Source organism: Amycolatopsis sp. NPDC098790 (genome assembly GCF_044759945.1).
In the GTDB taxonomy this organism is placed as follows: Bacteria; Actinomycetota; Actinomycetes; order Mycobacteriales; family Pseudonocardiaceae; genus Amycolatopsis.
Genome location: NZ_JBIWAI010000002.1, coordinates 208,802 through 231,095 on the forward strand (window position 1 = coordinate 208,802; position 22,294 = coordinate 231,095).

The 22,294-nt window shown below is 73.9% G+C and carries 13 protein-coding genes; all 13 read left to right on the top strand.

Features of this window, described 5'->3' with window-relative positions:
* Positions 1-334 precede the first annotated feature (334 nt).
* The 13 genes from ACIQWX_RS14935 (at position 335) to ACIQWX_RS14995 (ending at position 22,220) form a co-directional block, all read left to right on the top strand.
* Positions 335-1,495, top strand: a complete 1,161-nt coding sequence (locus tag ACIQWX_RS14935; protein WP_400870062.1) for a 4-hydroxybenzoate 3-monooxygenase — start codon at positions 335-337, stop codon at positions 1,493-1,495.
* A gap of 15 nt (positions 1,496-1,510) precedes the next feature.
* Positions 1,511-3,178 (top strand): methyltransferase, encoded by a 1,668-nt coding sequence (locus ACIQWX_RS14940; RefSeq protein ID WP_400870064.1) that lies wholly within the window; start codon positions 1,511-1,513, stop codon positions 3,176-3,178.
* A 176-nt stretch (positions 3,179-3,354) separates the two neighbouring features.
* Positions 3,355-4,086: a 2,3-dihydro-2,3-dihydroxybenzoate dehydrogenase gene (dhbA, locus tag ACIQWX_RS14945; protein WP_400870067.1), complete on the top strand. Its 732-nt coding sequence runs from the start codon at positions 3,355-3,357 to the stop codon at positions 4,084-4,086.
* 146 nt (positions 4,087-4,232) lie between these two features.
* Complete coding sequence (locus ACIQWX_RS14950) at positions 4,233-5,417, top strand: isochorismate synthase (protein WP_400870070.1); 1,185 nt, start codon at positions 4,233-4,235, stop codon at positions 5,415-5,417.
* A complete protein-coding gene (locus ACIQWX_RS14955) occupies positions 5,414-6,994 on the top strand; it encodes a (2,3-dihydroxybenzoyl)adenylate synthase (protein ID WP_400870073.1) in 1,581 nt (526 codons plus the stop codon). Before ACIQWX_RS14950 ends, ACIQWX_RS14955 begins: the two co-directional genes overlap by 4 nt.
* 5 nt (positions 6,995-6,999) lie before the next feature.
* Positions 7,000-7,665 carry an isochorismatase family protein gene (locus ACIQWX_RS14960; RefSeq protein ID WP_400875764.1) on the top strand — a complete coding sequence of 222 codons (666 nt, stop codon included), beginning with the start codon at positions 7,000-7,002 and terminating at the stop codon, positions 7,663-7,665.
* Positions 7,662-7,895: a phosphopantetheine-binding protein gene (locus ACIQWX_RS14965; protein WP_400870076.1), complete on the top strand. Its 234-nt coding sequence runs from the start codon at positions 7,662-7,664 to the stop codon at positions 7,893-7,895. The genes ACIQWX_RS14960 and ACIQWX_RS14965 overlap by 4 nt, the downstream gene beginning before the upstream one ends.
* Positions 7,892-8,740, top strand: coding sequence for a siderophore-interacting protein (locus tag ACIQWX_RS14970; protein ID WP_400870079.1), 849 nt, complete (start codon positions 7,892-7,894; stop codon positions 8,738-8,740). The genes ACIQWX_RS14965 and ACIQWX_RS14970 overlap by 4 nt, the downstream gene beginning before the upstream one ends.
* Before the next feature lie 14 nt (positions 8,741-8,754).
* Positions 8,755-9,744, top strand: coding sequence for an ABC transporter substrate-binding protein (locus ACIQWX_RS14975; protein ID WP_400870082.1), 990 nt, complete (start codon positions 8,755-8,757; stop codon positions 9,742-9,744).
* The gene (locus tag ACIQWX_RS14980; RefSeq protein ID WP_400870085.1) at positions 9,741-10,724 is read left to right on the top strand and encodes a FecCD family ABC transporter permease; all 984 of its coding nucleotides are present in this window, start codon (positions 9,741-9,743) and stop codon (positions 10,722-10,724) included. The genes ACIQWX_RS14975 and ACIQWX_RS14980 overlap by 4 nt, the downstream gene beginning before the upstream one ends.
* On the top strand, positions 10,721-11,743 hold the full coding sequence (locus tag ACIQWX_RS14985) for a FecCD family ABC transporter permease (RefSeq protein ID WP_400870088.1): 1,023 nt from the start codon (positions 10,721-10,723) through the stop codon (positions 11,741-11,743). Before ACIQWX_RS14980 ends, ACIQWX_RS14985 begins: the two co-directional genes overlap by 4 nt.
* Positions 11,740-12,534, top strand: coding sequence for an ABC transporter ATP-binding protein (locus ACIQWX_RS14990; protein ID WP_400870090.1), 795 nt, complete (start codon positions 11,740-11,742; stop codon positions 12,532-12,534). Before ACIQWX_RS14985 ends, ACIQWX_RS14990 begins: the two co-directional genes overlap by 4 nt.
* Positions 12,531-22,220, top strand: a complete 9,690-nt coding sequence (locus ACIQWX_RS14995) for an amino acid adenylation domain-containing protein (protein WP_400870093.1) — start codon at positions 12,531-12,533, stop codon at positions 22,218-22,220. The genes ACIQWX_RS14990 and ACIQWX_RS14995 overlap by 4 nt, the downstream gene beginning before the upstream one ends.
* The last annotated feature ends 74 nt before the right edge of the window (positions 22,221-22,294 follow it).

A 22,294-nucleotide genomic window follows, 5' to 3' on the forward strand; every position in this document is an offset into this window, starting at 1 on the left:
GAAATCCCGGTTTTCTGTCGTCTCGGCGGTCGCGTCCAGAATGGATTCATCAGAGCCGTCGAGGTCTTCCCGGCTCACGGAGAATCCTCTGTGGACGGCAGCATCGGACAGTTGCTCGCCAGGACCGGCGCGACCTAGCTGCCGGCCCAGCTGCGCGTAGCGATGGCCGACGGCCGCGCGGGGCCGGTGGGGCCGGCGGCGGTCCCGTATGGGTGATTCCGCGCGCCACGGGCGCCGACACACGGAGATGGGGCCGTTGACCTGATTAGGTCTCGCCCGGGCCGCCCGGTGTGGGCGGCCCGTTGTCATGGAGAAGGGAACGGGCCGGGAAGAAATGGCCGATCGGACATCGGTGCTCATCGTCGGCGCGGGGCCCGCCGGGCTGGTGCTGGGGAACCTGCTGCGCGCGACCGGGATCGACACCATCATCCTGGAACGCGGCAGCCAGGAGCACGTGCAAGCCCGGGCGCGGGCGGGGTTCCTCGGCTCGAACAGCGCCCGGGTGCTGACCGAGCACGGGCTCGGCGCCGGGATGCTTCGCCACGGCAGCACGCACGGCACCTGCGCGTTCCGCGACGAAGCCGGCGAGTTCGAACTGCGGTACGACCGGATCGGCCGCGGTGAACCGCACACCGTCTACCCGCAGCAGCTGCTCGTCACCGACCTCATCGCCGAATACCGCGCCCGCGGCGGCGAGGTGCGCTTCGGCGTGACAGTCACGGACGTCGACGCCGCGACCGCGACCGCGCGCTTCCGCGACGAGCGGGGGAGCACCGGCGAAGTGGCCGCCCGGTTCCTCGCGGGCTGCGACGGCGGCAACGGCGTCAGCCGCCGGGCCGTTCCGGCGCCGGCTCACTACGTCCGTGACCACGGGATCTCGTGGCTGGCCGTGCTCGCCGAGGCGCCCCAGAGCATGCCGGCGGTCACCTACGCGTTGCACCGCAACGGGTTCGCCGGGCACATGGCGCGCGGTCCGGCGGTCACGCGCTACTACCTGCAGGTGCCGCCCGGCGACGACGCCGCGGCGTGGACCGACGAGCGGATCTGGAGTGAACTGGCCGTCCGCATGCGCACCGGCGAGTTCGGTCCGCTGCGGCGGGGGCCGGTCACCGAACGCCGGATCGTGCGGCTGCGCTCGGACGTCGTCGACCCGGTGCAGCACGGCCGGCTCTTCCTCGTCGGGGACGCCGCCAGCCTGATCAGCCCGTCGGCCGCCAAGGGCGCCAACCTCGCGATCATGGCCGCCGAGGTGCTCGCGGCCGCGCTCGCCGACGCCCTCCTGCGCGACGACGAGCGTGCCCTCGCCGCCTACTCGCGTACCTGCCTGCCCCGCATCTGGCGGGCGCAGGAGTTCTCCCACTGGATGATCGGCCTGCTCCACGACTCGGCCGACGCCGGGAGCTTCGGGTCCGCGCTGCGCCGCGCCCGGCTCGACAACCTGCGCGAGTCCCGCGCACACCAGGATTTCTTCGCCGAGAACTACGTCGGCATCTGAGCAACAGGAGTGCCCATGACCGCGACGATCGCCCCCGCGCTCGCGCCGGAGGACCTCGACCGCCTTGCCGCGGCGAAAGACCTCGTCCACGCCAGTGACACCGATTCGGTGCTCGCGGCGGCCTTGCCCTCGCTACCCGCGGCCGAACGCGCGGCTCTTGCGGCGCACGCGCCCTTTTCCCACGTCGCACTGCTGATCTTCCCGCAGACCCTCGACGGGCTCGGCGAGGAACTGGCCCGGCACGGTCTCGAAACCGGGCCGATGCGGCCCAGCGTCGTCGTGCGGGAACGGCTGAGCCGTCGCTACGGCGTGCCCGCCCGTGACCTGACGGCCGGTATCCTGCGCGCCCCGGTGGCCGACCGCGCCGGCCGGTCGTGCTCGCTGGAGATCTTCGTCCTGCTCACCCCGCCGGAGCTGATCCACATCGCCGCCGACGAACGACGCCACGGCCACGAAAGCCACTTCGCGCTCGCGGTACCCCGGGCCGATCCGATCGTCCTCACCGGACTGCGCGCGGCGATCGCCGGGCAGCTGCGTCCGGACGGGGGCGGCTACAACGGCCACGAAGACGCCACGGTGCTCTACTTCCGCGACGCGCACCACCCCGTGCCCGCCTACCGGCGGCTGGAACTGCTCTGCGCCGGCGAGTTCCCGCGGCTGCTCGGCGCGCACCGCCGCGAGTCCGAGCCGGGCACGGAACTGCTGGAGCTGCTGACCGGCGCCTGGACCACGCAGGCGGTGGCCACGGCCGTCGAGCTGCGCCTGCCGGACCACCTGACCACGAACGAGGACCTCGCCACCCTCGCCGCGGCGACCGGAGCCGACCGGGACAGCCTGGCCCGGCTCCTGCAGTACCTGGGCACCCTCGGCGTCGTCCGCGCGACGGCCGCGGGGTACGTCCTCACCGAAGTCGGCGCCCTGCTGCGTTCGGACGTCGACGGGTCGATGAGCGCCCTCGCCCTGATGTACGGCGGCCCGTTCTACGAGTCCTTCGCCATGCTCACCGAAGCCGTCCGAACCGGCGCGGACTCCTACGCGAAGGTCTTCGGAGCGCACCACTTCGCCCACTTCGCGGCGAATCCGGCGCTGGCCGACCTGTTCCACCGGTCCATGGCGGCCGGCAACGCGATGTTCGCCGAGCTCACCCACGCCGTCGACCTTTCGGGTGCCGAGGTCGTGGTCGACGTGGCCGGCGGCAGTGGCGCGCTGCTGTCCCGCGTCCTCGACGCCTGCCCGGCGGCCCGCGGGATCCTGATGGACCGCCCCGAAGCCCTGGCCACCGCCGAGGCGACGCTGGCACGCCACGCGACGCGCTGCACGTCGGTCGCGGGCGATTTCACCGAAGCCGTGCCCGGCGGTGGCGACGTCTACCTGTTGTCCCGGGTCCTGCACGACTGGGACGACGCGCGGTGCCTCACCATCCTCCGGACCTGCGCGGCCGGCATGCCGGCCGAGGCGGAACTGCTCATCGTCGAACGGCTGTTGCCCGAGAGCGAGGGGACCGCTTCGCTGGCGGTGCCGTGGGACATCCACATGCTCTGCAACGTCGGCGGCCGGGAGCGCACCGAATCGCACTACCGCGCTTTGCTGGCCGGCGCCGGTCTCGAGCTGACCGACGTCCGCCCGCTGGCCCTGGACGCGCACGTCCTGCGGGCCCGCAAGGCGGTGCCGCACTCGCGCTGAGGTCACCCGCCCTGGGAGAGCCCGAAGCCCCAGGTGACGCCGAACCGGTCGGTGACCATGCCGTAGACCGGGCGGGCGTTCGCGGCCGAGGGTGGTCCGGATCACCGCCGGATGGTGTCGTGTCCGATGTGGTGAACCGCTAACTTAGGCAAGGCTAAGCAACCTGAGGGAGCGCCGTGGACGGAATCGATGGCAAGGTCGCCCTGGTCACCGGGGCCGCCAGGGGGATCGGGGCGGCGGTCGTCGCCGCTCTGACCGAAGCCGGGGCGACGGTCGCCGCTGTGGATGTCGTCGATGGCGTGCCCTTCGTGGCCGATGTTCGTGATCCCGAGGCGGTTGCGCGTGTTGCCGACCGAGTCGAGCGGGAACTCGGGCCGATTGCCATCGGTGTCTCGGTTGCCGGGATCCTGCGGCCCGCCGCGATCTGTGACACCACGGATGCCGAGTGGTCCGACACCTTCGCCGTCAACTCGACCGGTGTCTTCAACGTCTTGCGCGACCTCGGCCGCCGGATGCGTTCGCGGCGTTCCGGTTCGCTCGTCACCGTCGGCTCGAACGCCGCCGGGGTGCCGCGGGCCGGGATGGCCGCCTACGCCGCGTCCAAGGCCGCGGCCACCATGCTCACCCGGTGCCTGGGGCTCGAACTCGCCGGTGACGGCGTCCGGTGCAACATCGTCTCGCCCGGGTCGACCGACACCGACATGCAACGTCTGCTGTGGACGGACGAAAACGGGCCGGAACAGGTGATCGCGGGCGACTCCGCACGGTTCCGCGCCGGCATCCCGCTCGGGCGCATCGCGGACCCCGCCGACATCGCCGACGCCGTCGTGTTCCTGGCTTCGGCGCGGGCCCGGCACGTCACCATGCAGAACCTCTACGTCGACGGCGGCGCCACGCTGCGAGCGTGACGCCGGTGACGTTCCGGGCATCTATGCCTCAGTGAACATTTAGGTTAGGCTAACCAAAGTTCCAGCGTCTGGGGGCTGGACGCGGGAGCCTCGCCCGGCACGGGCGGAGCTGTGCCGTCCAGTGCGTTTGCGAAAGGGAATCAGCTGTGTCTTCACCTGCTCCAGTACGGCCGCGGCCGGTTCACCGCGCCGCCGACCTGCTGGCCGCCTACCTGCCCGGCTCGTTCTACTACTCCTCGGCACGCGGCTCGCTGCTGGCCGACGGGGTGCACGCCCGGGTTCACGCGGCCACCGGCTCCCGGGCGGCCGCGGCGACGGAGGCGCTCGAAGCTGCCCGGGACGCGGGGATCGGCGATCCGATCGTCGCCGGGGCGATCGGCTTCCGCCCCGACGCGCCGAGCAGCCTGGTCGTGCCCGCGGTGGTGCGCCGGGCCGGTGCGCCGGCCGCCGGCGGGGCCGCTCCGGTCGTGGCCGGGGACTGGACGGTCACCCCGAAGCCCGCCCCCGAGGTCTACACCACCGCGGTGCGCCGCGCGCTGGACCTGATCGGCGAGGGCGAGCTGCGCAAGGTCGTCCTCGCGCGGTGCCTCGAACTCACCGCGTCGGCCCCGGTTTCCGCGCCCGCGCTGCTGGCCCGCCTGGTGCACGCCGACCCGGCGGCCCACGCTTTCGCCGTCGACGTCAGCGCGCCCGGCGATCCCGCGCCGCGCACGGTGCTCGGCGCCAGCCCGGAACTGCTGGTGTCACGGCACGGCTCGGGCTGCGTCGCGAACCCACTGGCCGGCTCGCGCCCGCGCGTGGGTGACGAAGCCGAAGACGCCCGGCGCGTCACCGAGCTGCTGGCGTCCGAAAAGGACCGTGCGGAGCACGCCCTCGTCACCGCCCAGGTGGCCGAGGTGCTCGGCCGGTTCTGCGACGACCTCGACGTCCCCGCGGAGCCGGTGGTGCTCGGCACGCCGACGATGTGGCACCTCTCGACGCGGATCAGCGGACGGATGGCCGGCGACGGCGTGTCCTCGCTCGCCCTCGCCGAAGCACTCCACCCCACGCCCGCGGTCTGCGGGGTGCCGGTGGACCGGGCCCGCGACGCGATCGCGGTGCTGGAGCCGGAAGACCGGGGCTACTACGCCGGTCTGGTCGGCTGGACCGGCGCGGACGGCGACGGCGAATGGGTCGTCACCATCCGCTCGGCCGAGGTCTGCAACCGCACGGTGCGCGTGTTCGCCGGCGCCGGCGTCGTCGCGGGCTCGGACCCCGAAGCCGAACTCGCCGAGACGAGCGCCAAGTCGCGCACGGTCCTGCGTGCTCTGGGGCTGGAGGACGCGGAATGAGCGTCGACCACGTGCCCTGGCCCGCCGAGTTCGCCGCGCGCTACCGGGCGTGGGGCTACTGGCGTGGCCAGACGTTCGGCGCGTTCCTCACCTCGGTCGCCCGGGCGCACGCCGGCCGCATCGCCGTGGCCGGGGGCGGACAGCGCTGGACGTACGCCGAGTTGGACGACCGTGCGCACCGCCTCGCCGCCGGGTTCGCCGACGCCGGGATCCGGGCCGGCGACCGCGTCGTCGTGCAGCTGCCCAACAGCCCGGAGTTCGTCTCGTCGATCTTCGGGCTCTGGCGGGCCGGAGCCGTGCCGGTCTTCGCGTTGCCCGCGCACCGGCACACCGAGCTGCGGCACTTCGCCGAGCAGAGCGACGCCGTGGCGATCCTGACCGTTGCCGAGTTCGCGGACGAGGCAGCGCGAGTTCCCTCTGTGCGCTCGATCCTGAGAGCCGATCAGCTGACCGGGGCCGAGCCGCACGAACTGCCGGACCCGGACCCCGCGAGTGTCGCGTTCCTGCAGCTTTCGGGTGGGAGCACCGGTCTGCCGAAGCTGATCCCGCGTACGCACGACGACTACCTCTACAGCGTCCGGGAGAGCGCCCGAATTTGCGGACTGCGTCCGGAGAGCGCTTACCTGGCCGCCCTGCCGGCGGCGCACAACTTCCCGCTCAGCTCGCCGGGCATCCTCGGCGCGCTGCACGCGGGCGCGAAGATCGTGCTCGCCCCGCGCCCGGACGCCGACACCGCGTTCCGGCTCATCGAAGAGGAACACGTGACCATCAGCGGGGTCGTCCCGCCGCTGGCCGCCGCCTGGGTGCAGGCCGCCGCGCGGACCACCCGCGATCTGTCCTCTTTGGACGTCCTGCTGGTGGGCGGGGCCAAGTGCGGCCGCGAGCTGGCCGAACGGATCGGCCCGGCGCTGGGCTGCCGGCTGCAGCAGGTGTTCGGCATGGCCGAGGGACTCGTCTGCTACACCCGCCTCGACGACCCCGAGGACCTCGTGCTGGGCACCCAGGGCCGTCCCATCTCGGCCGACGACGAAGTCCGCGTGGTGAACCCGGACGACCCACTGGCCACTTCGGAAGATCTCGTCGAGCCCGGCGAGATCGGCGCGCTGCTGACCCGCGGCCCGTACACGATCCGCGGCTACTACCGCGCGGAAGAGGACAACAGGACGGCGTTCACCGCGGACGGCTTCTACCGCACCGGTGATCTCGTGCGGCAGCACCCGTCGGGACACCTGGAAGTCGTCGGGCGCGCCAAGGAGCAGATCAACCGCGGCGGCGAGAAGGTCGCCGCCGAAGAGGTCGAGAACCACCTGATGGCCCACCCCGGCGTGCTCGACGCGGCGGTCGTCGCGGTGCCCGACGCCTACCTCGGCGAGCGGACCTGCGCCTACGTCGTCCCGGCGGCCGGGGCCGCGCCCACCGGAGCCGAGCTGCGCCGGTTCGTCCGCGACCGCGGGATCGCCGCGTTCAAGGTGCCCGACCTGGTCGAGGTGGTCGGCGAGTTCCCGGTGACCGGCGTCGGCAAGACCAGCAAACGCGAGCTGCGGGTGGCGCTGGCCGCCCTGGCGAAGGAGAGGTGAAGGACGTGTCCCTGCCGAAGATCCGGCCCTACGCGCTGCCGTCGGCGGCCGAGCTGCCCGCCGGGCGGGTGGACTGGCGGCCCGATCCCGCCCGGGCCGCGCTGCTGGTGCACGACGCCCAGCGCTACTTCCTCGCTCCCTACGAAGGCGCGCCGGTCCCGGAGATGGTCGCGAACATCGCGACGCTGATCGAGGCCGCGCGGACGGCCGGGGTACCGGTGTTCTACACCGCCCAGCCCGGCCGCCAGGAAGCGAAGGACCGCGGGCTGCTCACGGAGTTCTGGGGCGACGGCATCGGCGCGGTCATCGACGACGACCCGCACGCGGCCGACGTCGTCGACGAGCTGGCCCCGCGTCCGGAGGACACCGTGCTGACGAAGTGGCGCTACAGCGCCTTCCAGCGCAGCACCTTCACCGAACAGCTCGCCGACGCCGGCCGCGACCAGCTGCTGATCACCGGCGTCTACGCGCACATCGGCTGCCAGGCCACCGCGGTCGAGGCGTTCATGCGCGACATCCGGCCGTTCTTCGTCGGCGACGCGGTCGCCGACTTCTCGCGCGAACGCCACGACCAGGCCTGCGAGTACGTCGCCCAGCGCTGCGGCGTCGTCACCACCACGGCCGCCGCGCTCGCCGCGCTGGCCCCGATCCCCGCCGGAGCACCCCGATGAGCCTGACCCCCGACCGGATCCGCGCCGACCTCGTCGAGCTGCTCGGCTGCGACCCGGCCGAGCTGACGCCGGAGACCGACCTGACCGACCTCGGGCTCGACTCGATGCGGATCATGGGCCTGGTCGAGCAGTGGCGGGCCGCGGGCGCGGACACCCTGGAGTTCGCCGACCTCGCCGAACAGCCCCGGCTGGACCACTGGACGAAGCTGCTGACCGGGAACTCCGCGTGAGGCGCGACGAGCACCGGCACCGCCACCGCGAACGCATCGCCGAGGTCCGCGCGGGCTCACAACCCGAAAAGGTGCCGTACCCGATCCGGGTCCGGCAGGCCGAAGTCGTCCGGACGGCGATGGTCGGCTCCGGGCTCCTGCGCGTCACCCTCGGCGGTCCCGGCACGGACGGCTTCGAGTCGCACGCACCGGACGAGCACGTCAAGGTGCTCTTCCCCGAGGTCGATCCCGAACCGTGTTTGCCCGTGCAGGACGGCGACTTGCTGAAGTGGCCGAAGCCGTCGCCGACGTCGCGCGAGTACACCGTCCGCCGCTACGACCCCGAGTCCGGGGAGCTGGACCTCGACGTCGCCCTGCACGACGGCGGGCTCGGCGCGGACTGGGCGCGGGCGGTGACGCCCGGGACGCTCGTGCCCGTCGCCGGGCCGCCCGGCGGGTTGATCGTGCCCTTCGCCTACGACCGGTACCTGCTGGCCGGCGACCTGACGGCGTTGCCCGCCATCGCGCGATGGCTCGAAGAACTGCCGCGCACGGCCGCGGGCTGGGCGTTCATCGAGGTCGCCGACGCGAGCGAGGAAATCGAGCTGAGCGCGCCCCGGGACTTCGAAGTGCACTGGCTGCACCGGGGTTCCGCCGCGCCCGGCACGTCGGACGTGCTGGCCCGGGCAGTCGAGGCCGTCACCGTCCCGCCCGGCGAGCGGCTCTACGCCTGGGTCGCCGGGGAAGCGGGCGCGATCAAGCCGCTGCGGCGCCGGCTGCGCGACGACCTCGGCCTCGGCAAGGCCGACCAGGACGTCACCGGCTACTGGAAGCTCGGCGTCGCCGACTTCGACGACGAACACTGAAATCGAGGAAACCCATGCGCAGAACCCGTCACCTGCTCGCACTGACCGCCGCCGTCGCCGCCTTGGCGACCGCCTGCGGGTCCGGCGAGGCCCAGACGCCCGGGGACGGCGGCCAGACGCGCGTCTTCGCCGCCGACAACGGGCAGATCACCATCCCGGCGGCGCCGAAGCGGGTCATCGCCACCGGCTACGCCGTGCCCGCGCTGCTCGAGGCGCACGCGCCGCTCGTCGGCATCTCCAGCTGGAAGCGCGGTGTGCCGCTGATGAACGCCGAAGAGCGCAAGCAGTACGACGAGCTGCCGAAGGTCGCGGGGGAGCAGGCGGCGGAGACGAACTACGAGGCCATCGCGCAGGCCGACCCGGACCTCATCGTCATCGGCGTGCCGAAGCCGGTGCTGGCCGACATCGACCTCAAGCGCCTGGAAGCCGTCGCGCCGGTCGTCGCGATCGGCCCGTCGATCCCGTCGGCGTGGCGGGAGCTGTCGCGCAAGCAGGCCGACGCCGCCGGCGCGGTGGCGGGCTTCGACGCCACGAAGACCGCGTACGAGACGAAGGCGGCAGGGTTGGCGGAGAAGTACAAGTCCGTGCTGCCGCAGCTCAAGCTGGCGCACGTCGGCGCGTACGGGGAGGTCGCGAAGGGCAACTTCCAGCGCGAGTTCAACGGCTCGTGGGGCACCAACATCGCCCAGGACCTCGGCGCGAACTACTACGGCCAGGTCAAGGTCAATGGCGGCGGTTCGAAGGACGTCAGCGAGTACCCGTCGATCGAGGAGCTGCCGACGGCGTTCGCCCAGGCCGACGCCATCACGTATTCGGTGAACGCCGACGGTTCGGTGCCGGCGCCGGTGAAGTACGTCCTCGACTCTCCACTGTGGAAGGACCTGCCGGCGGTGAAGGCGGGCAAGGTGTACCCGCTGCGCTACACCGAGGCCGCGACGTACCGCGCCGCGACGTCCACTTTGGACGCGGTGGACCAGGCGTTCGCGCCGCTGCTGAAGCAGTGACGGCCGGCGGGCGCGCCGCGCTGCTCGGGACGGCGGTGGCCGGGCTCGTGGTCGTCGCGGTGCTGAGCGTCGGCGTCGGCGCGCACGCCATCGCTCCCGGTGACGTCCTGCGGGCGCTGTTCGGCGGCGGCCAGGGGACCGACCAGGTGGTGGTCCGGGACGTCCGGGTGCCGCGGGCGGTATTGGCCGTCGGGGTCGGGGCCGCGCTCGGCGTCGCCGGGGTGCTGGTGCAGGCGTTGTCCCGCAACCCGCTCGCGGAGCCCGGGGTGCTCGGCGTGACCGCCGGTGCCGGGTTCGCCGTCACCGTCGGCTCGGCGTTCGGCCTGGCCGCGTCGGCGTCCGGGCAGCTGCTGCTCGCGGTGCTCGGTGCGGTCGCCGCGGCCGTGCTGGTCTACGCCGTGGGCCGGCGGTCGCCGCTGCGGCTCATTCTCACCGGGACCGCGCTCAGCTCCGTCCTGCTGGGCGTCGGGCTCGGGCTGCGGCTGCTGCTGCCGGACACCTTCGACGTCTACCGGTTCTGGTCGGTCGGCTCGCTGGCCGGCCGCGAGCAGGCGCCGGTGGCGCTGCCGCTCGTGTTGATCGGCGTGGCCCTGGTGGGTGCGTTCGCGGTGAGCCGGTCGCTGAACGCGGTCGCGCTGGGGGAGACCGTCGCGCACACCCTCGGCGTCCGCGTGCGGCGGATCCGCACTGTGACGCTCGTGCTGATCACCCTGCTCGCCGGCGCGGCGACCGCGCTCGCCGGGCCGATCCTCTTCGTCGGCCTGATCGTGCCGCACCTGGCCCGGCGCGCGGCCGGCGGCTCGGTGCCGTGGCTCACCGCGTTCGCCGTGGTGCTCGGCCCGATCCTGCTGCTGGCCGCGGACGTCGGCTCGCGCGTGCTGCTGCCGACCGGCGAGGTGCCGGTCGCGATCGTGACGGCGTTCCTCGGCGGCCCGGCCTTGATCTGGGCCGTCCGCAAGTACGGGACGGCCCCGCTGTGAGCGCCCTCGTCCTCCGCCGCGGGCGGTTCTCGGTCCGGGTCGAACGCCGGACGCTGGTGCTCGTCGCCGTCATGGCCGTGCTCATCGCCGGGCTGGCGCTGCTGGGCCTCTGCTACGGCGCCGCGTGGGCGAGCCCGGCCCGGGTGTTCGCCGCGCTCGGCGGGGCCGGCGGCGGCCCGGGTGTCGTGATCCGCGAATGGCGGCTGCCGCGCGTGCTGGCGGGCCTGGTGTTCGGCGCCGCGCTCGGGCTGGCCGGGGCGATCTTCCAGAACGTCACGCGCAACCCGCTCGGCAGCCCGGACGTGATCGGCCTCGACGCCGGTGCGTACACCGGCGCGCTGGTCGCCATCACCGTGCTGTCGGGGACGCCGGCGCAGCTGACGATCGGGTCGGTGCTCGGCGGCGCGGTGGCCGCGGCCGCGGTGTACCTGCTCTCCTCGGGTGGCGGGCTGTCCGGACTCCGGCTGGTCGTCATCGGCATCGCCGTCAACGCGATGCTCACCGCCCTGAACTCGTGGATCGTGCTGCGCGCCGAGCTGGAGGTCGCGATCGCGGCCGTCGGCTGGCAGGCCGGCTCGCTCAACGGCGTCGGCTGGGACGACGTCGGCGTGCCTTTCGCCGTGCTGGCCGGGTTCTTCGTGCTGCTGGCGACCCGGGCGCCGGCGGTCCAACAGGCCGCGCTCGGCGGGGCACTCGCCGTGACCACCGGCGTCCGCTGGGACCGCCTGCGGCTCCAGCTCGTGCTGATCGGCGTCGGCTGCACGGCCACCGTGACCGCGGTGGCCGGGCCGATCGCGTTCATCGCGCTGGCGTCCCCGCAGATCGGCCGCCGCCTCGCGCGCACGCCCGGCGTGGGCCTGCTGCCGGCGGCGTTGACCGGCGCGGCGCTGCTGGCCGGCGCCGACCTCGTCGCCCAGGTGCTGCTGGCCCCGGTGGCCCTGCCGGTCGGCGTGGTCAGCACGGCGATCGGCGGCTGCTACCTGATCTGGCTGCTCACCAAGGAGGTGTGGCGCGGATGACCGCCCGCTTGACCGCGCGGGACCTCACCCTGCGCTACGGCGACCGCGTGGTGTCCACGCGGCTGACCCTCGACGTCCCCGACCGGGCGTTCACCGCCGTGGTCGGGCCGAACGCCTGCGGCAAGTCGACGCTGCTGCGCGCCTTCGTCCGGCTGCTGAAACCGGCTTCGGGCGCGGTGTCCTACGACGGCCGGGACGTCGGGATGCTGCCGTCGAAGGCGCTGGCGCGGGAACTCGGTTTCCTGCCGCAGGATCCGGTCGCGCCGGAAGACGTGCGGGTGCGGCAGCTCGTCGCCCGTGGCCGGTACCCGCACCAGACGCTGCTGTCGTCGTGGTCCGAAGTGGACGAACGCGCCGTCGTGGAGGCGATGACCGCCGCCGGGGTCGCCGGGCTGGCCGACCGGCCGGTGCACGAGCTGTCCGGCGGGCAGCGCCAGCGCGTCTGGGTCGCTCTGGTGCTGGCCCAGGACACGCCGTACCTGCTGCTCGACGAGCCGACGTCGTTCCTCGACATCGCCCACCAGTACCAGCTGCTGGAGCTGCTCGCCCGGCTGCGCGACGAGGGCCGGACGGTGATCGCGGTGCTGCACGACATCAACCAGGCCTGCCGCTACGCCGACCACGTCGTCGCGATGCGCGACGGCCGGGTCGCCGCCGAGGGCGCGCCCGCCGACGTCGTGGACGCCGCGCTGATGAAGGAAGTCTTCGACCTGCCGAGCGTCGTCGTCCCGGATCCGGTGACCGGCACGCCCATGGTCGTCCCCGCGCTGAACACAGGAGCACCGCAGTGAACACCGCCGTCGCCGCCCCCGCCCTCGAACTCACCGGCGCGCAGCTGGGTATCTGGCACGCGCAGCGCCTGGAACCCGACTCGCCGTACTACCTCGTCGGGGACGTCGTCGAGATCTCCGGCGCCGGCCCGGTCGACACCGCGGCCCTCGCCGAGGCGATCCGGGCGACCACCGAGGAGGCGGAAAGCCTGCGGCTGCGGGTGTTCCTCTCTCCGGACGGGCCCCGGCAGGCCGTCTCGGACGAGCCCGTGCCGCTGCCGGCGGTCGTCGACCTCAGTGGGGAAGCCGACCCTGTGGCGGCCGCTCATGCACGGGTCGCCGGGGAACGCCGCCGCGTCGCCGAGGACTGCCGGGAGATGGTCGACCGGCCGCTGTTCTCCCACGTCGTGCTCCGGCTGTCGGAGACGGCGGTGTGGTTCACCCAGCTCGGCCACCACCTGGTCTTCGACGGCTACACCGCCGCGATGCTCGCCCGCCGCACGGCGGCCCGCTACACCGCGCTGGTTCACGGCGAAGACGCACCCGCCGCGAACTTCGGCCGGTTCGCCGACCTCGTCGACGCCGACCTCGCTTACCGCACCAGCGAACGGTTCGCCGCCGACCGCGCGTACTGGATCGAGCGGTTCACGCCGCTGCCGGACGTCGAGGAGTCCGGTTCGGACGGTCCGCCGGCCGGGACCGTCACCGCCCGCGCGGTGCTCACCGCGGACGAGCTGGCGGGCCTCCGGGCGCTCGGCGACCGCGCCGGAACCACCTGGGGCGACGCGCTCATCGCGTGTTACGCCGCGTTCCTGCACCGCGTGCTCGGCCGCGACGACGTCGTGTTCGCCCTCCCGCTGATGTGCCGGGAGGGTGCGGCGCTGCGCACCCCGGCGATGGCGGTGAACGTCCTGCCGCTGCGGGTCGGCGTCCGGCCGGGAGACCGGCCCGCCGAGCTGACCGCCCGGGTCGCGGGCGCCCTGCGGGAACTGCGGGCGCATCAGCGCTACCGCGGCGAGAACCTGCCGCAGGACGTGCCGGGCGCGGGCGCGCTGCTGCACGGGCGCGGGATCAACCTCAAGGCGTTCGACCTGACGCTGCGCTTCGCCGGCTCGCGCGGGGTCATGCGCAACGTCGCGGGCGGGCCGCCGGAGGACATGGGCCTGAGCGTGCTGCCCACCGCCGAAGGTGGCTTGCTGCTGAGCTTCGAGGTCGATGCCCGCACCCACGACCAGGTCGCCGTCGAGGCGAAGCTGACCGCCTTGCGCGCCCTCATCACGGTGTTCACCGGCTCGGACGCCCCGATCGCCGCCGCCGATCTCGTGCCCGACCCGGCCGCCTTGCTCGCCGAGTGGTCGACCCCGGCGATCCCCGGCTCGGTCGGCTTCCTCGCGGGCCTCACCGAGCAGACGGCGCTGGTGTGCGGGCAAGACCGGCTCACCGGCGACGAGGTCCTCGCCCGGGTGCGGCGGCTCGCCGGCACGCTGCGGGCCCGCGGGATCGGCCCCGACGACGTCGTGGCGATCGCCTTGCCGCGCTCGGTGGACCTCGTCGTCGCCCTGCTCGCCGTGCTCGACGCCGGCGCGGCGTTCCTCGCCCTGGACCTCGCCCACCCCGCCGCCCGGCGGCAGCAGCTCCTCGACGAAGCCGCGCCGAAGCTCGTCCTGACGACGACCGATCTGGACGGGCCGGTCGACATGTCCACTGTGGACGTACGACCGGACCACCTCGCGTACGTGTGTTTCACTTCGGGCTCGACCGGCCGGCCGAAAGGCGTGCTCGTCCGCCGTGGCGGGCTCGAAACCCTGCTGCGCAATCACAAAGCGACCACGGTCGCCGAGGCCGAACGCGTGGCCGGACGGCGGCTGCGGGTCGCCCACACGTACTCGTTCGCCTTCGACTCCGCCGTCGAGCAGCTGCTCTGGCTGCTCTGCGGGCACGAGCTGCACATTTACGACACCGAAACCGCCCGCGACGCCGACGCCCTGCAGGCGGCCTTCGCCCGGGACCGCATCGACGTCGTCGACACGACCCCGTCGATGGCCGGACCGCTCCTGGACGCGGGCCTGCTCGACGGGCACCGCCCGGCCATGGTCGTCCTCGGCGGCGAGGCCACCCCGCCCGCGTTGTGGCGGCGGGTCGCGGAGTCGGGTGTCCCGGCCCGCAACCTCTACGGCCCCACCGAGACCACGGTGGACGGTGCGGGCGCGGTGATCGAGGGCGACGACGTCGTGATCGGCCGGGCCGTGCCGGGCACCCGTGCCTACGTGCTCGACCGGGCCCTGCGCCCGGTCCCGCCGGGCAGCCCCGGCGAGCTGTACCTCGCCGGCCCGCACCTGGCCCGCGGCTACCTCGGCCGGCCGGGCGCGACCGCCGAGCGGTTCGTCGCCGACCCCTTCGGGCCGGCGGGGGACCGGATGTACCGCACCGGCGACGTCGTCCGCTGGACGTCCCGCGGCCTGGCGTACCTGGGCCGCCGCGACGACCAGGTGAAGATCCGAGGGCACCGCGTCGAGCTGGGTGAGGTCGAGGCCGCGCTGGGCAATCTGCCGGGGGTGCGGGCGGCCGCGGCGGCCGTGCACGGGACCCGGCTCGTCGGGTACGTCGTCGGGGACGCCGGCGACGTCCGGACCGCGCTCACCGGGCGCCTCCCGGACGCGCTCGTGCCGTCGGCGATCGTGACCCTGGACGCGCTTCCGGTGACAGTCAACGGAAAACTCGACCGCGCCGCCCTGCCCGCGCCCACCGCGGCCGCCGGTGGGCGAGCCCCGGAGACCGAACGGGAACGCCTGGTGTGCGCGACCGTCGCCGACGTGTTGGGCGTCGAGCGGGTCGGCGTCGACGACGACTTCTTCGCGCTCGGCGGCGACAGCATCACCGCGATCGGCGTCAGCAGCCGCCTGCGCGCGCACGGCCTCGAACTCCGGCCGCGCGACCTGCTGGCCCGCCGCAGCTTCGCCGCGCTGGCCGCTTCGACCCGCGCGCTGGCCGCCGCCGTCGAGCCCGACGAACCGACCGGGGCCGTTCCGGCGCCGCCGATCGTGCGGGCCCTGCTGGACCCGAACCCCGATCCCGCCGCCATCGCGGGCTACGCGCAGTGGACCACGCTCCGGCTCGACGCGCCCCTGGCCCACGCGGACCTCCTCGACGGTGTGCAAGCGATTCTGGACCACCACGACGCCCTCCGGCTGCGGGTCGAATCCGCGGGCTTGGTGGTGCGCCCGCGCGGTGCGGTGCGCGCGGCCGACGTCGTCACCGACGGATCCGACGTCGACGCGCTCATTGCGAGCCTCGATCCGCGGACGGGGGTGCTGGTGCGGATCGCCCTGGCGCCCGACCGGCTGCTTGTCGTCGTGCACCACCTGGCCATCGACGGCGTCTCGTGGCGCGTCCTGCTGCCCGACCTCCACACCGCCTGCACCGGCGGCGCCCTCGAGCCGGTGGGATCCTCGTGGCGGCGGCACGCCGTCCTGCTGTCCCAGCAGGGCACGAGCGGCGCCCGGCGCGGCGAGCTGGACCACTGGCGGACCGCGCTCGACGGCCCCCGCCTCGGCCCGCGGACTCTGGATCAGCGGATCGACACCGTCGCCACGGCCCGGCGGTCGGTCACCGTCGTCCCGGCGGAGGAGAGCGAAGCCGTCCTGACGACCCTGCCCGCGGCCTACCGCGCGGGCGTCGACGAGGTTCTCCTCGCCGCCTTGGTCCTGGCTCTGCGGCCGGAACTCGGCACCGTGACCGTCACGCTGGAAAGCCACGGGCGCGAGCAGCCCGGCCTCGACCTGGCCCGCACGGTCGGCTGGTGCACGGCGGAGTACCCGGTGCGGGTGCCGGCCACCGGCGGCGTCGCCGATGTCCTGCGCGCGGCGAAGGAAGCCCGCCGCGCGGTGCCCGGCGGCGGCCTCGGCTACGGCGTCCTGCGCCACCTCGACCCGGAAACCCGCGACGAGCTCGGCGCGGTCCCGCCACCGGACGTCCTGCTCAACTACCTCGGCCGGTTCACCCCGCCGCCCGGCTGGCAGCTGCCCGCCGACGACCCGTTCGCCGTCGCCGAACCGCCGTCGAAGGCCCTGGAGCAGGTGCTCGCGCTCAACGTCTTCGTGCGCGGCGACCGGCTCGCCGTCGAATGGACCGCGGCCGGCGAGGTCTTGAGCGCCGAGCGCGTCGACCGGCTCCAGCGGGCGTGGGCCGCCGCGCTGGCGGCGCTGGCCGGCCACGCCCGCGAGATCGGGCCGGACGGCGGCGGCCTCACCCCCTCGGACCTGCCGCTGGTCGGTCTCACGCAGGCCGACATCGACGCGCTGCCCGGGCCGGTGGCGGACGTCCTGCCTGCGACGCCGTTGCAGACCGGGCTCGCGTTCCACACCCTGGCCCGCGGCGAGACCGACACCGACGTCTACGTGGTGCAGGCCGTGACCCGCCTGGAAGGCGAGCTGGAGGCGGACCGGCTGCGCGCGGCCGCGGAAGAGCTGCTGCTGCGGCACCCGGCGCTGCGCGTCCACCTCCACCCGACGGCCGGCGGTGAAGTCGTCCAGGTGGTCCCGGCGCGTGTCCACCTCGACTGGCGGCACACCGAACACCTGGAAAGCATCGAAGAGGAGCTGCGGCGGCCGTTCGACCCCGCTGTCCCGCCGTTGATCCGCTTCCTGCTCGTCACGCTGAGCCCCACCGAGCACCGCCTGGTCATCACCAACCACCACGCGCTGCTCGACGGCTGGTCCATGCCCCTGGTCGGCCGGACCCTGCTGGCCACCTACGCCGAGCTGGGCGGCGGCCCGGCCGCGCCCGTGGCGCCCTCGCTCGCCGAGTACCACCGCGTCCTCGCCGGCCGCGACCCCGACGCCGCGCTCGACGCCTGGCGCACCGCGTTGGCCGGGCTCGACGAAGGCACCCGCCTGGCCGCACCGGGCGAGTCCACAGTGGAGCGACCGGACCGGGTGATCACCAAGCTGGGTGCGGAGTTCAGCAATCGCTTGCGTGCCTTCTCACGCGAGCAGGGGGTCACGCCGGCCGCGGTGTTCCAGACCGCGTGGGGCGTCCTGCTCGCCCGGCTCACCGGCAAGCACGACGTCGTCTTCGGCTGCCCGGTTTCCGGACGGCCCGACGACGTACCCGGCGTCGAGCGGGTGATCGGCCAGCTCGGCAGCACCATCCCGGTCCGGGTCGCGTTCGCGCCGGTCGACACCGCGGCGGCGCTGCTCGCGCGGGTGCACGCCGAGAACGTCCGCCTGTCCGAGCACCACCACGTCGGGCTGCCCGCGATCCAGCGTGCGGCCGGTGTAGGCGAGCTGTTCGACACGATGCTCGTGATGGAGAACTTCCCCCTCTCCAGCCGTGATCGCGAGACCCTGGCGCCCGGGCTCGACCTCGCCGGCGTCGACATCACCGACGCGACGCACTACGCGCTGACCGTGATCCTGTTGCCCGGCGAAGATTTCACCGTCGGGCTCGGCTACCAGCGGCACGCGTTTGAACAGGACTTCGTCCACGGCATCGGCCGCTGGTTCGCGACCCTGCTGCGCGAGATCGTCGAGTCTCCGAGCCGGGCGGTCGGCCGCCTGCGCGCGCTCGACGCGGACGAAGAAGCTTCGCTGCTTCGCCTGGGCGTCGGCGCGGAACCCCGCCGTGCGCGTGGCGGTGTCCTCGAGGAGTTCGGCCACTGGGTCCGGACGACCCCGGAGGCCGAAGCCGTCGTCTGCCGCGACCGCAGCCTGACCTACGCGGAACTGGACCGGCGCGCCAACCGCCTGGCCAACGCCCTGATCGCCGCGGGGGTCCGGCCCCAGGACCCGGTCGCCGTCCTGCTGGACCGGGACGTCGAGCTGGTCGTCGCCCTGTTCGGGGTACTCAAGGCGGGTGCGGTGCACGTGCCGATGGACCCGTCGTACCCGGCCGAGCGGCTCACGTTCATGCTCGACGACATCGGCCCCGCCGCCGTCGTGTCCACACCGGACTACGTCGAGCAGTCCACACTGGACATAGATCCGGCGTCCGCGCGCGAAGGGCTGACCGACGACTCGCTCGCGTACGTCATCTACACCTCCGGCACCACGGGCAAGCCCAAGGGCGTCGCGATCCCGCACCGCGGGCTGCCGAGCCTGATCGCGCTGCAGGAGGACGTCGTCGGCATCCGCACCGGCGAGCGCTACCTGCACTTCGCCTCCACCAGCTTCGACGTCGCCTACTGGCAGTTCTTCCTCCCGTTGCTGTCCGGCGGGACGTCCGTGATCGCGCCCGAGGAGGTGCGGCGCTCCGGGGACGACCTCCTGGCCTACGCCGCCGAGCACCGCGTCACCGGGCTGAACCTGCTGCCGTCATTCCTCGCCGTGATGCCCGACGACGCGATGGTCGACCCGGACGTGTTCTTCGTCGTCGGCGCCGAACGGCTCGACCCCGAACTGGCCCACCGCTGGGGGAACCGGCGGGCCCTGTTCAACGCGTACGGGCCGACCGAGGTCACCATCAACTCCGTCACCTGGCACTACACCCCGGACGACCCGGGCCCGCTGCCGATCGGCCGGCCGGACCCCGAGGTCCGCGCGTACGTCCTGGACGGCGGGCTGCTGCCGGTCGGCACCGGCGTCACCGGCGAGCTGTACCTGGCCGGCCCGAAGCTCGCCCGCGGGTACGTCGGCCGGCCCGGGCTGACGGCCGAGCGGTTCGTCGCCGACCCGTTCGGGCCGCCGGGGGAGCGGATGTACCGCACCGGCGACCTGGTGCGCTGGCGGCCCGACGGCAACTTGGTGTTCCTCGGCCGCGCCGACCACCAGGTCAAGCTGCGCGGCTTCCGGATCGAGCTCGGCGAGATCGAGAACGCGCTGACCCGGCACCCGGACGTCCGGGCGTCGGCGGTGATCGTCCGGGAGGACCGCCTGGTCGGGTACGTCATCCCCGTCGACGGCACGACGCCTGACCCGGCGGTGCTGCGCGAGCACCTCGCGGCCGAGCTGCCCGCGCACATGGTGCCCTCGGCGCTGGTGCCGCTCGACGCGCTGCCGCTCGGCCCGAGCGGCAAGCTCGACCGGGCCGTGCTGCCCGCGCCCGAGACGCAGCCGTCGTCGTCGCGTGCACCGGCGACGGCGGCCGAAGCGACGCTGCTGGCGGTGGCCCGGGAGCTGCTCGGCGCCGGTACCGGCCTCGACGACGGGTTCCTCGACGCGGGCGGCGACAGCATCGCGTCGCTGCGGCTGGTGTCCCGTGCCCGGCGCGAAGGGCTTCACCTGACCGCGCGGGACGTGTTCGAAGGCGGCACCATCGCCGGGATCGCGGCCCGCTGCTCGACCGGTGAGTCCTCTGTGGACTCCGGTCCGGCGGTCGGCGACGCACCGCTGACGCCGGTCATGCGCGACCTGCTCCGGCGCGGGAACGCCGGCGGCTTCTGCCAGTGGGTGGAGGTGTGCGTCCCCGCGGGCGGCACCGCGGAGCAGTGGCGGTCGGTGCTCGACGAGGTCCGCGCGCGCCACGACGTACTGCGTGCTCACCTGGCCGGGGACGTGCTGAGGATCCCGCCGCCCAGCCCGGTGGACGTGCTGACCGTGGTTCCGGTGGAGGCCGTGCCTTCGGAGATCGAAGCGGTTCGCGCGGCGATGGACCCGCGGACCGGGCCGCTGCTGCGGGCGATCTGGGGCGACGCCGGGCCTTCCCGGCCGGGCCGGCTGGCGCTGGTCGCGCACCACCTCGTGGTCGACGCGGTGTCGTGGCGGATCCTGCTCGACGACGTCGAACAGGCCTACCGCGGCGAACCGCTGCCACCGGCCGGGCCGTCGTTCCTGAGCTGGGCGCGCTCGCTGCGGGACGCCGTTCCCGCACGCGAGGGGGAACTGCCGCACTGGCAGTCGATCCCGGTGACGCCGTCGCGGCTCGACCCGGCTCGGGACACCTTCGCCACGGCCAGGCACCACGAGATCGCGGTACCCGGCGTGGCGGCGTGGGTGACCACGGTGCCCGCCGCCTACCGGACCGGCCCGGACACCGTGCTGCTCACGGCGCTGGCCCGCGCGGTGGGGGCGTGGCGGGGCACCGCGGCCGACGTGGTGGTCGCGCTGGAGAGCCACGGCCGTCCCGACCACACGCCCGGCTTCACCGGGGCCGTCGACCTGTCGCGCACGGTGGGCTGGTTCACCGCGGTGTACCCGGCGCGGATCACGCCGCCGGACGGCCCGGCCGCGGTGGCGACGGTCCGCGACCAGTTGCGAGCCGCGGGGGACGGCCTCGGCCACGGCATCCTCGGGCTCACCGCGTCGCCGGAGATCAGCTGGAACTACCTCGGCCGGTTCGACGACGGCCCGGCGGAGGAGACGCCCTGGGAGCGTCCGCCGGACGCCGACCCGCTGGGCTCGGGCGGAGGCGACGATCTGCCGCTGCCGCACGAGCTGATGATCAACGCGCTGGTGCGTGGGGACTCCCTGGCCGTGCGGTTCACGTGGCCGTCGGCGTTGTTCACCGAATCGGAGATCGCCGCGCTGGGGGAGTGCTTCCGGCGTGAACTGGCCGCGGTGCGGGTGCCGCCGGGGACGGTGCTGCCGTTGACACCGCTGCAGGAGGTGATCCTGCGCGAGTCGCGCGCGGCCGGTCCGGAAGATCCGTACACCGTGCAGGCCGCGTTCACCCTCGACGGCTCGCTGGACGTCGGCGCGATGCGGGCGGCGGCGGCCGAGCTGGTGCGGCGGCACCCGAACCTCGGCGCCGTTTTCCCGCCGTCGCACGAGGTTCAGGTGCTGCCGGCGGAACCGTCGGTGGACTTCCGCGTGCTGGATGAGTCCGATGTGGACACCGACCTGGCCGAGCGGTTCGACCTGGCGGCCGGGCCGCTGCTGCGCGTGACGCTGGCGCCGGGTCAGCTGGTGCTGACCAGTCACCACCTGCTCTCCGACGGCTGGTCGGCGCCGCGCATCCTGGCGGAGCTGTTCGCGCTGTACGCGGGAGCGCCGCTGCCGCCGCCCGTGCCGGTTTCGCGGTTCACCCGCTGGCTGGCCTCGCGCGACCACGCCGTGGACACGGCCGCCTGGCGGACGGCCCTGGCCGGGCTGCCCGAGTCCGACCACTATTCGGTGCACGTGGGCGTGACCGAGCCGGAACTGTTCACTGTGGACAGTGCGGTGGTCGCCGCGCTGACCCGCGCGGGCGTTTCCGCCGGGCTCACCGCGGGGACGCTGCTGCAGGGGGCGTGGGCGGCGGTGCTGGCCCGACGCGCCGGGCGTCCGGACGTGACGTTCGGGGTGATGGTCTCGGGCCGGACGGCCGAGGTCGACGGCGTCGAGGAGATCATCGGCCTGCTGGCCAACTCCATCCCGGTTCGCGCGCGGTTCGAGGGCACGGTCGCCGCGTCGCTGGCCCGCCTGCAGGCCGAGCAGCAGACTCTGCCCGGCCACGTCGGTCTGGGCGAGCTGCGGTCGTTGACGGGCCGCGCGCGGCTCTTCGACAGCCTGGTGGTGTTCGAGAACTACCCGATCGACCCGGCTCGCCTGCGCGAACCGGCACCGGGAGTGCGGGTGACGAACGCGAGGTTCCGCGAGCGCAACCACCACCCGGTGACGCTCACGGTGGTTCCGGAGGCGTCCGGCGGCTGGTCGGGAGTGCTGAGCCACCAGGCGGGCTGGTTCGCCGAGGGCGAGGCGGCGGCGTTGGTGGCGGAACTGCGGGAGCGACTGGCCGAGCTGCCGGGCCGGCTGGGCGACGACGCGGCCGGGTTCACGGGGTGTGCGGAATGACCGGCGATTCCCGCACACCACGGGCCGGCTGCCACGTCTTGGGCGACCTTGGCACCTCCCGCGGCCACGTCGGT

Bases quoted from the DNA above. Each gene is read 5' to 3' on its own strand.
- ACIQWX_RS14935 (WP_400870062.1), top strand. From the start codon at position 335: ATGGCCGATCGGACATCGGTGCTCATCGTCGGCGCGGGGCCCGCCGGG.
- ACIQWX_RS14940 (WP_400870064.1), top strand. From the start codon at position 1,511: ATGACCGCGACGATCGCCCCCGCGCTCGCGCCGGAGGACCTCGACCGC.
- ACIQWX_RS14955 (WP_400870073.1), top strand. From the start codon at position 5,414: ATGAGCGTCGACCACGTGCCCTGGCCCGCCGAGTTCGCCGCGCGCTAC.
- ACIQWX_RS14965 (WP_400870076.1), top strand. From the start codon at position 7,662: ATGAGCCTGACCCCCGACCGGATCCGCGCCGACCTCGTCGAGCTGCTC.
- ACIQWX_RS14975 (WP_400870082.1), top strand. From the start codon at position 8,755: ATGCGCAGAACCCGTCACCTGCTCGCACTGACCGCCGCCGTCGCCGCC.
- ACIQWX_RS14990 (WP_400870090.1), top strand. From the start codon at position 11,740: ATGACCGCCCGCTTGACCGCGCGGGACCTCACCCTGCGCTACGGCGAC.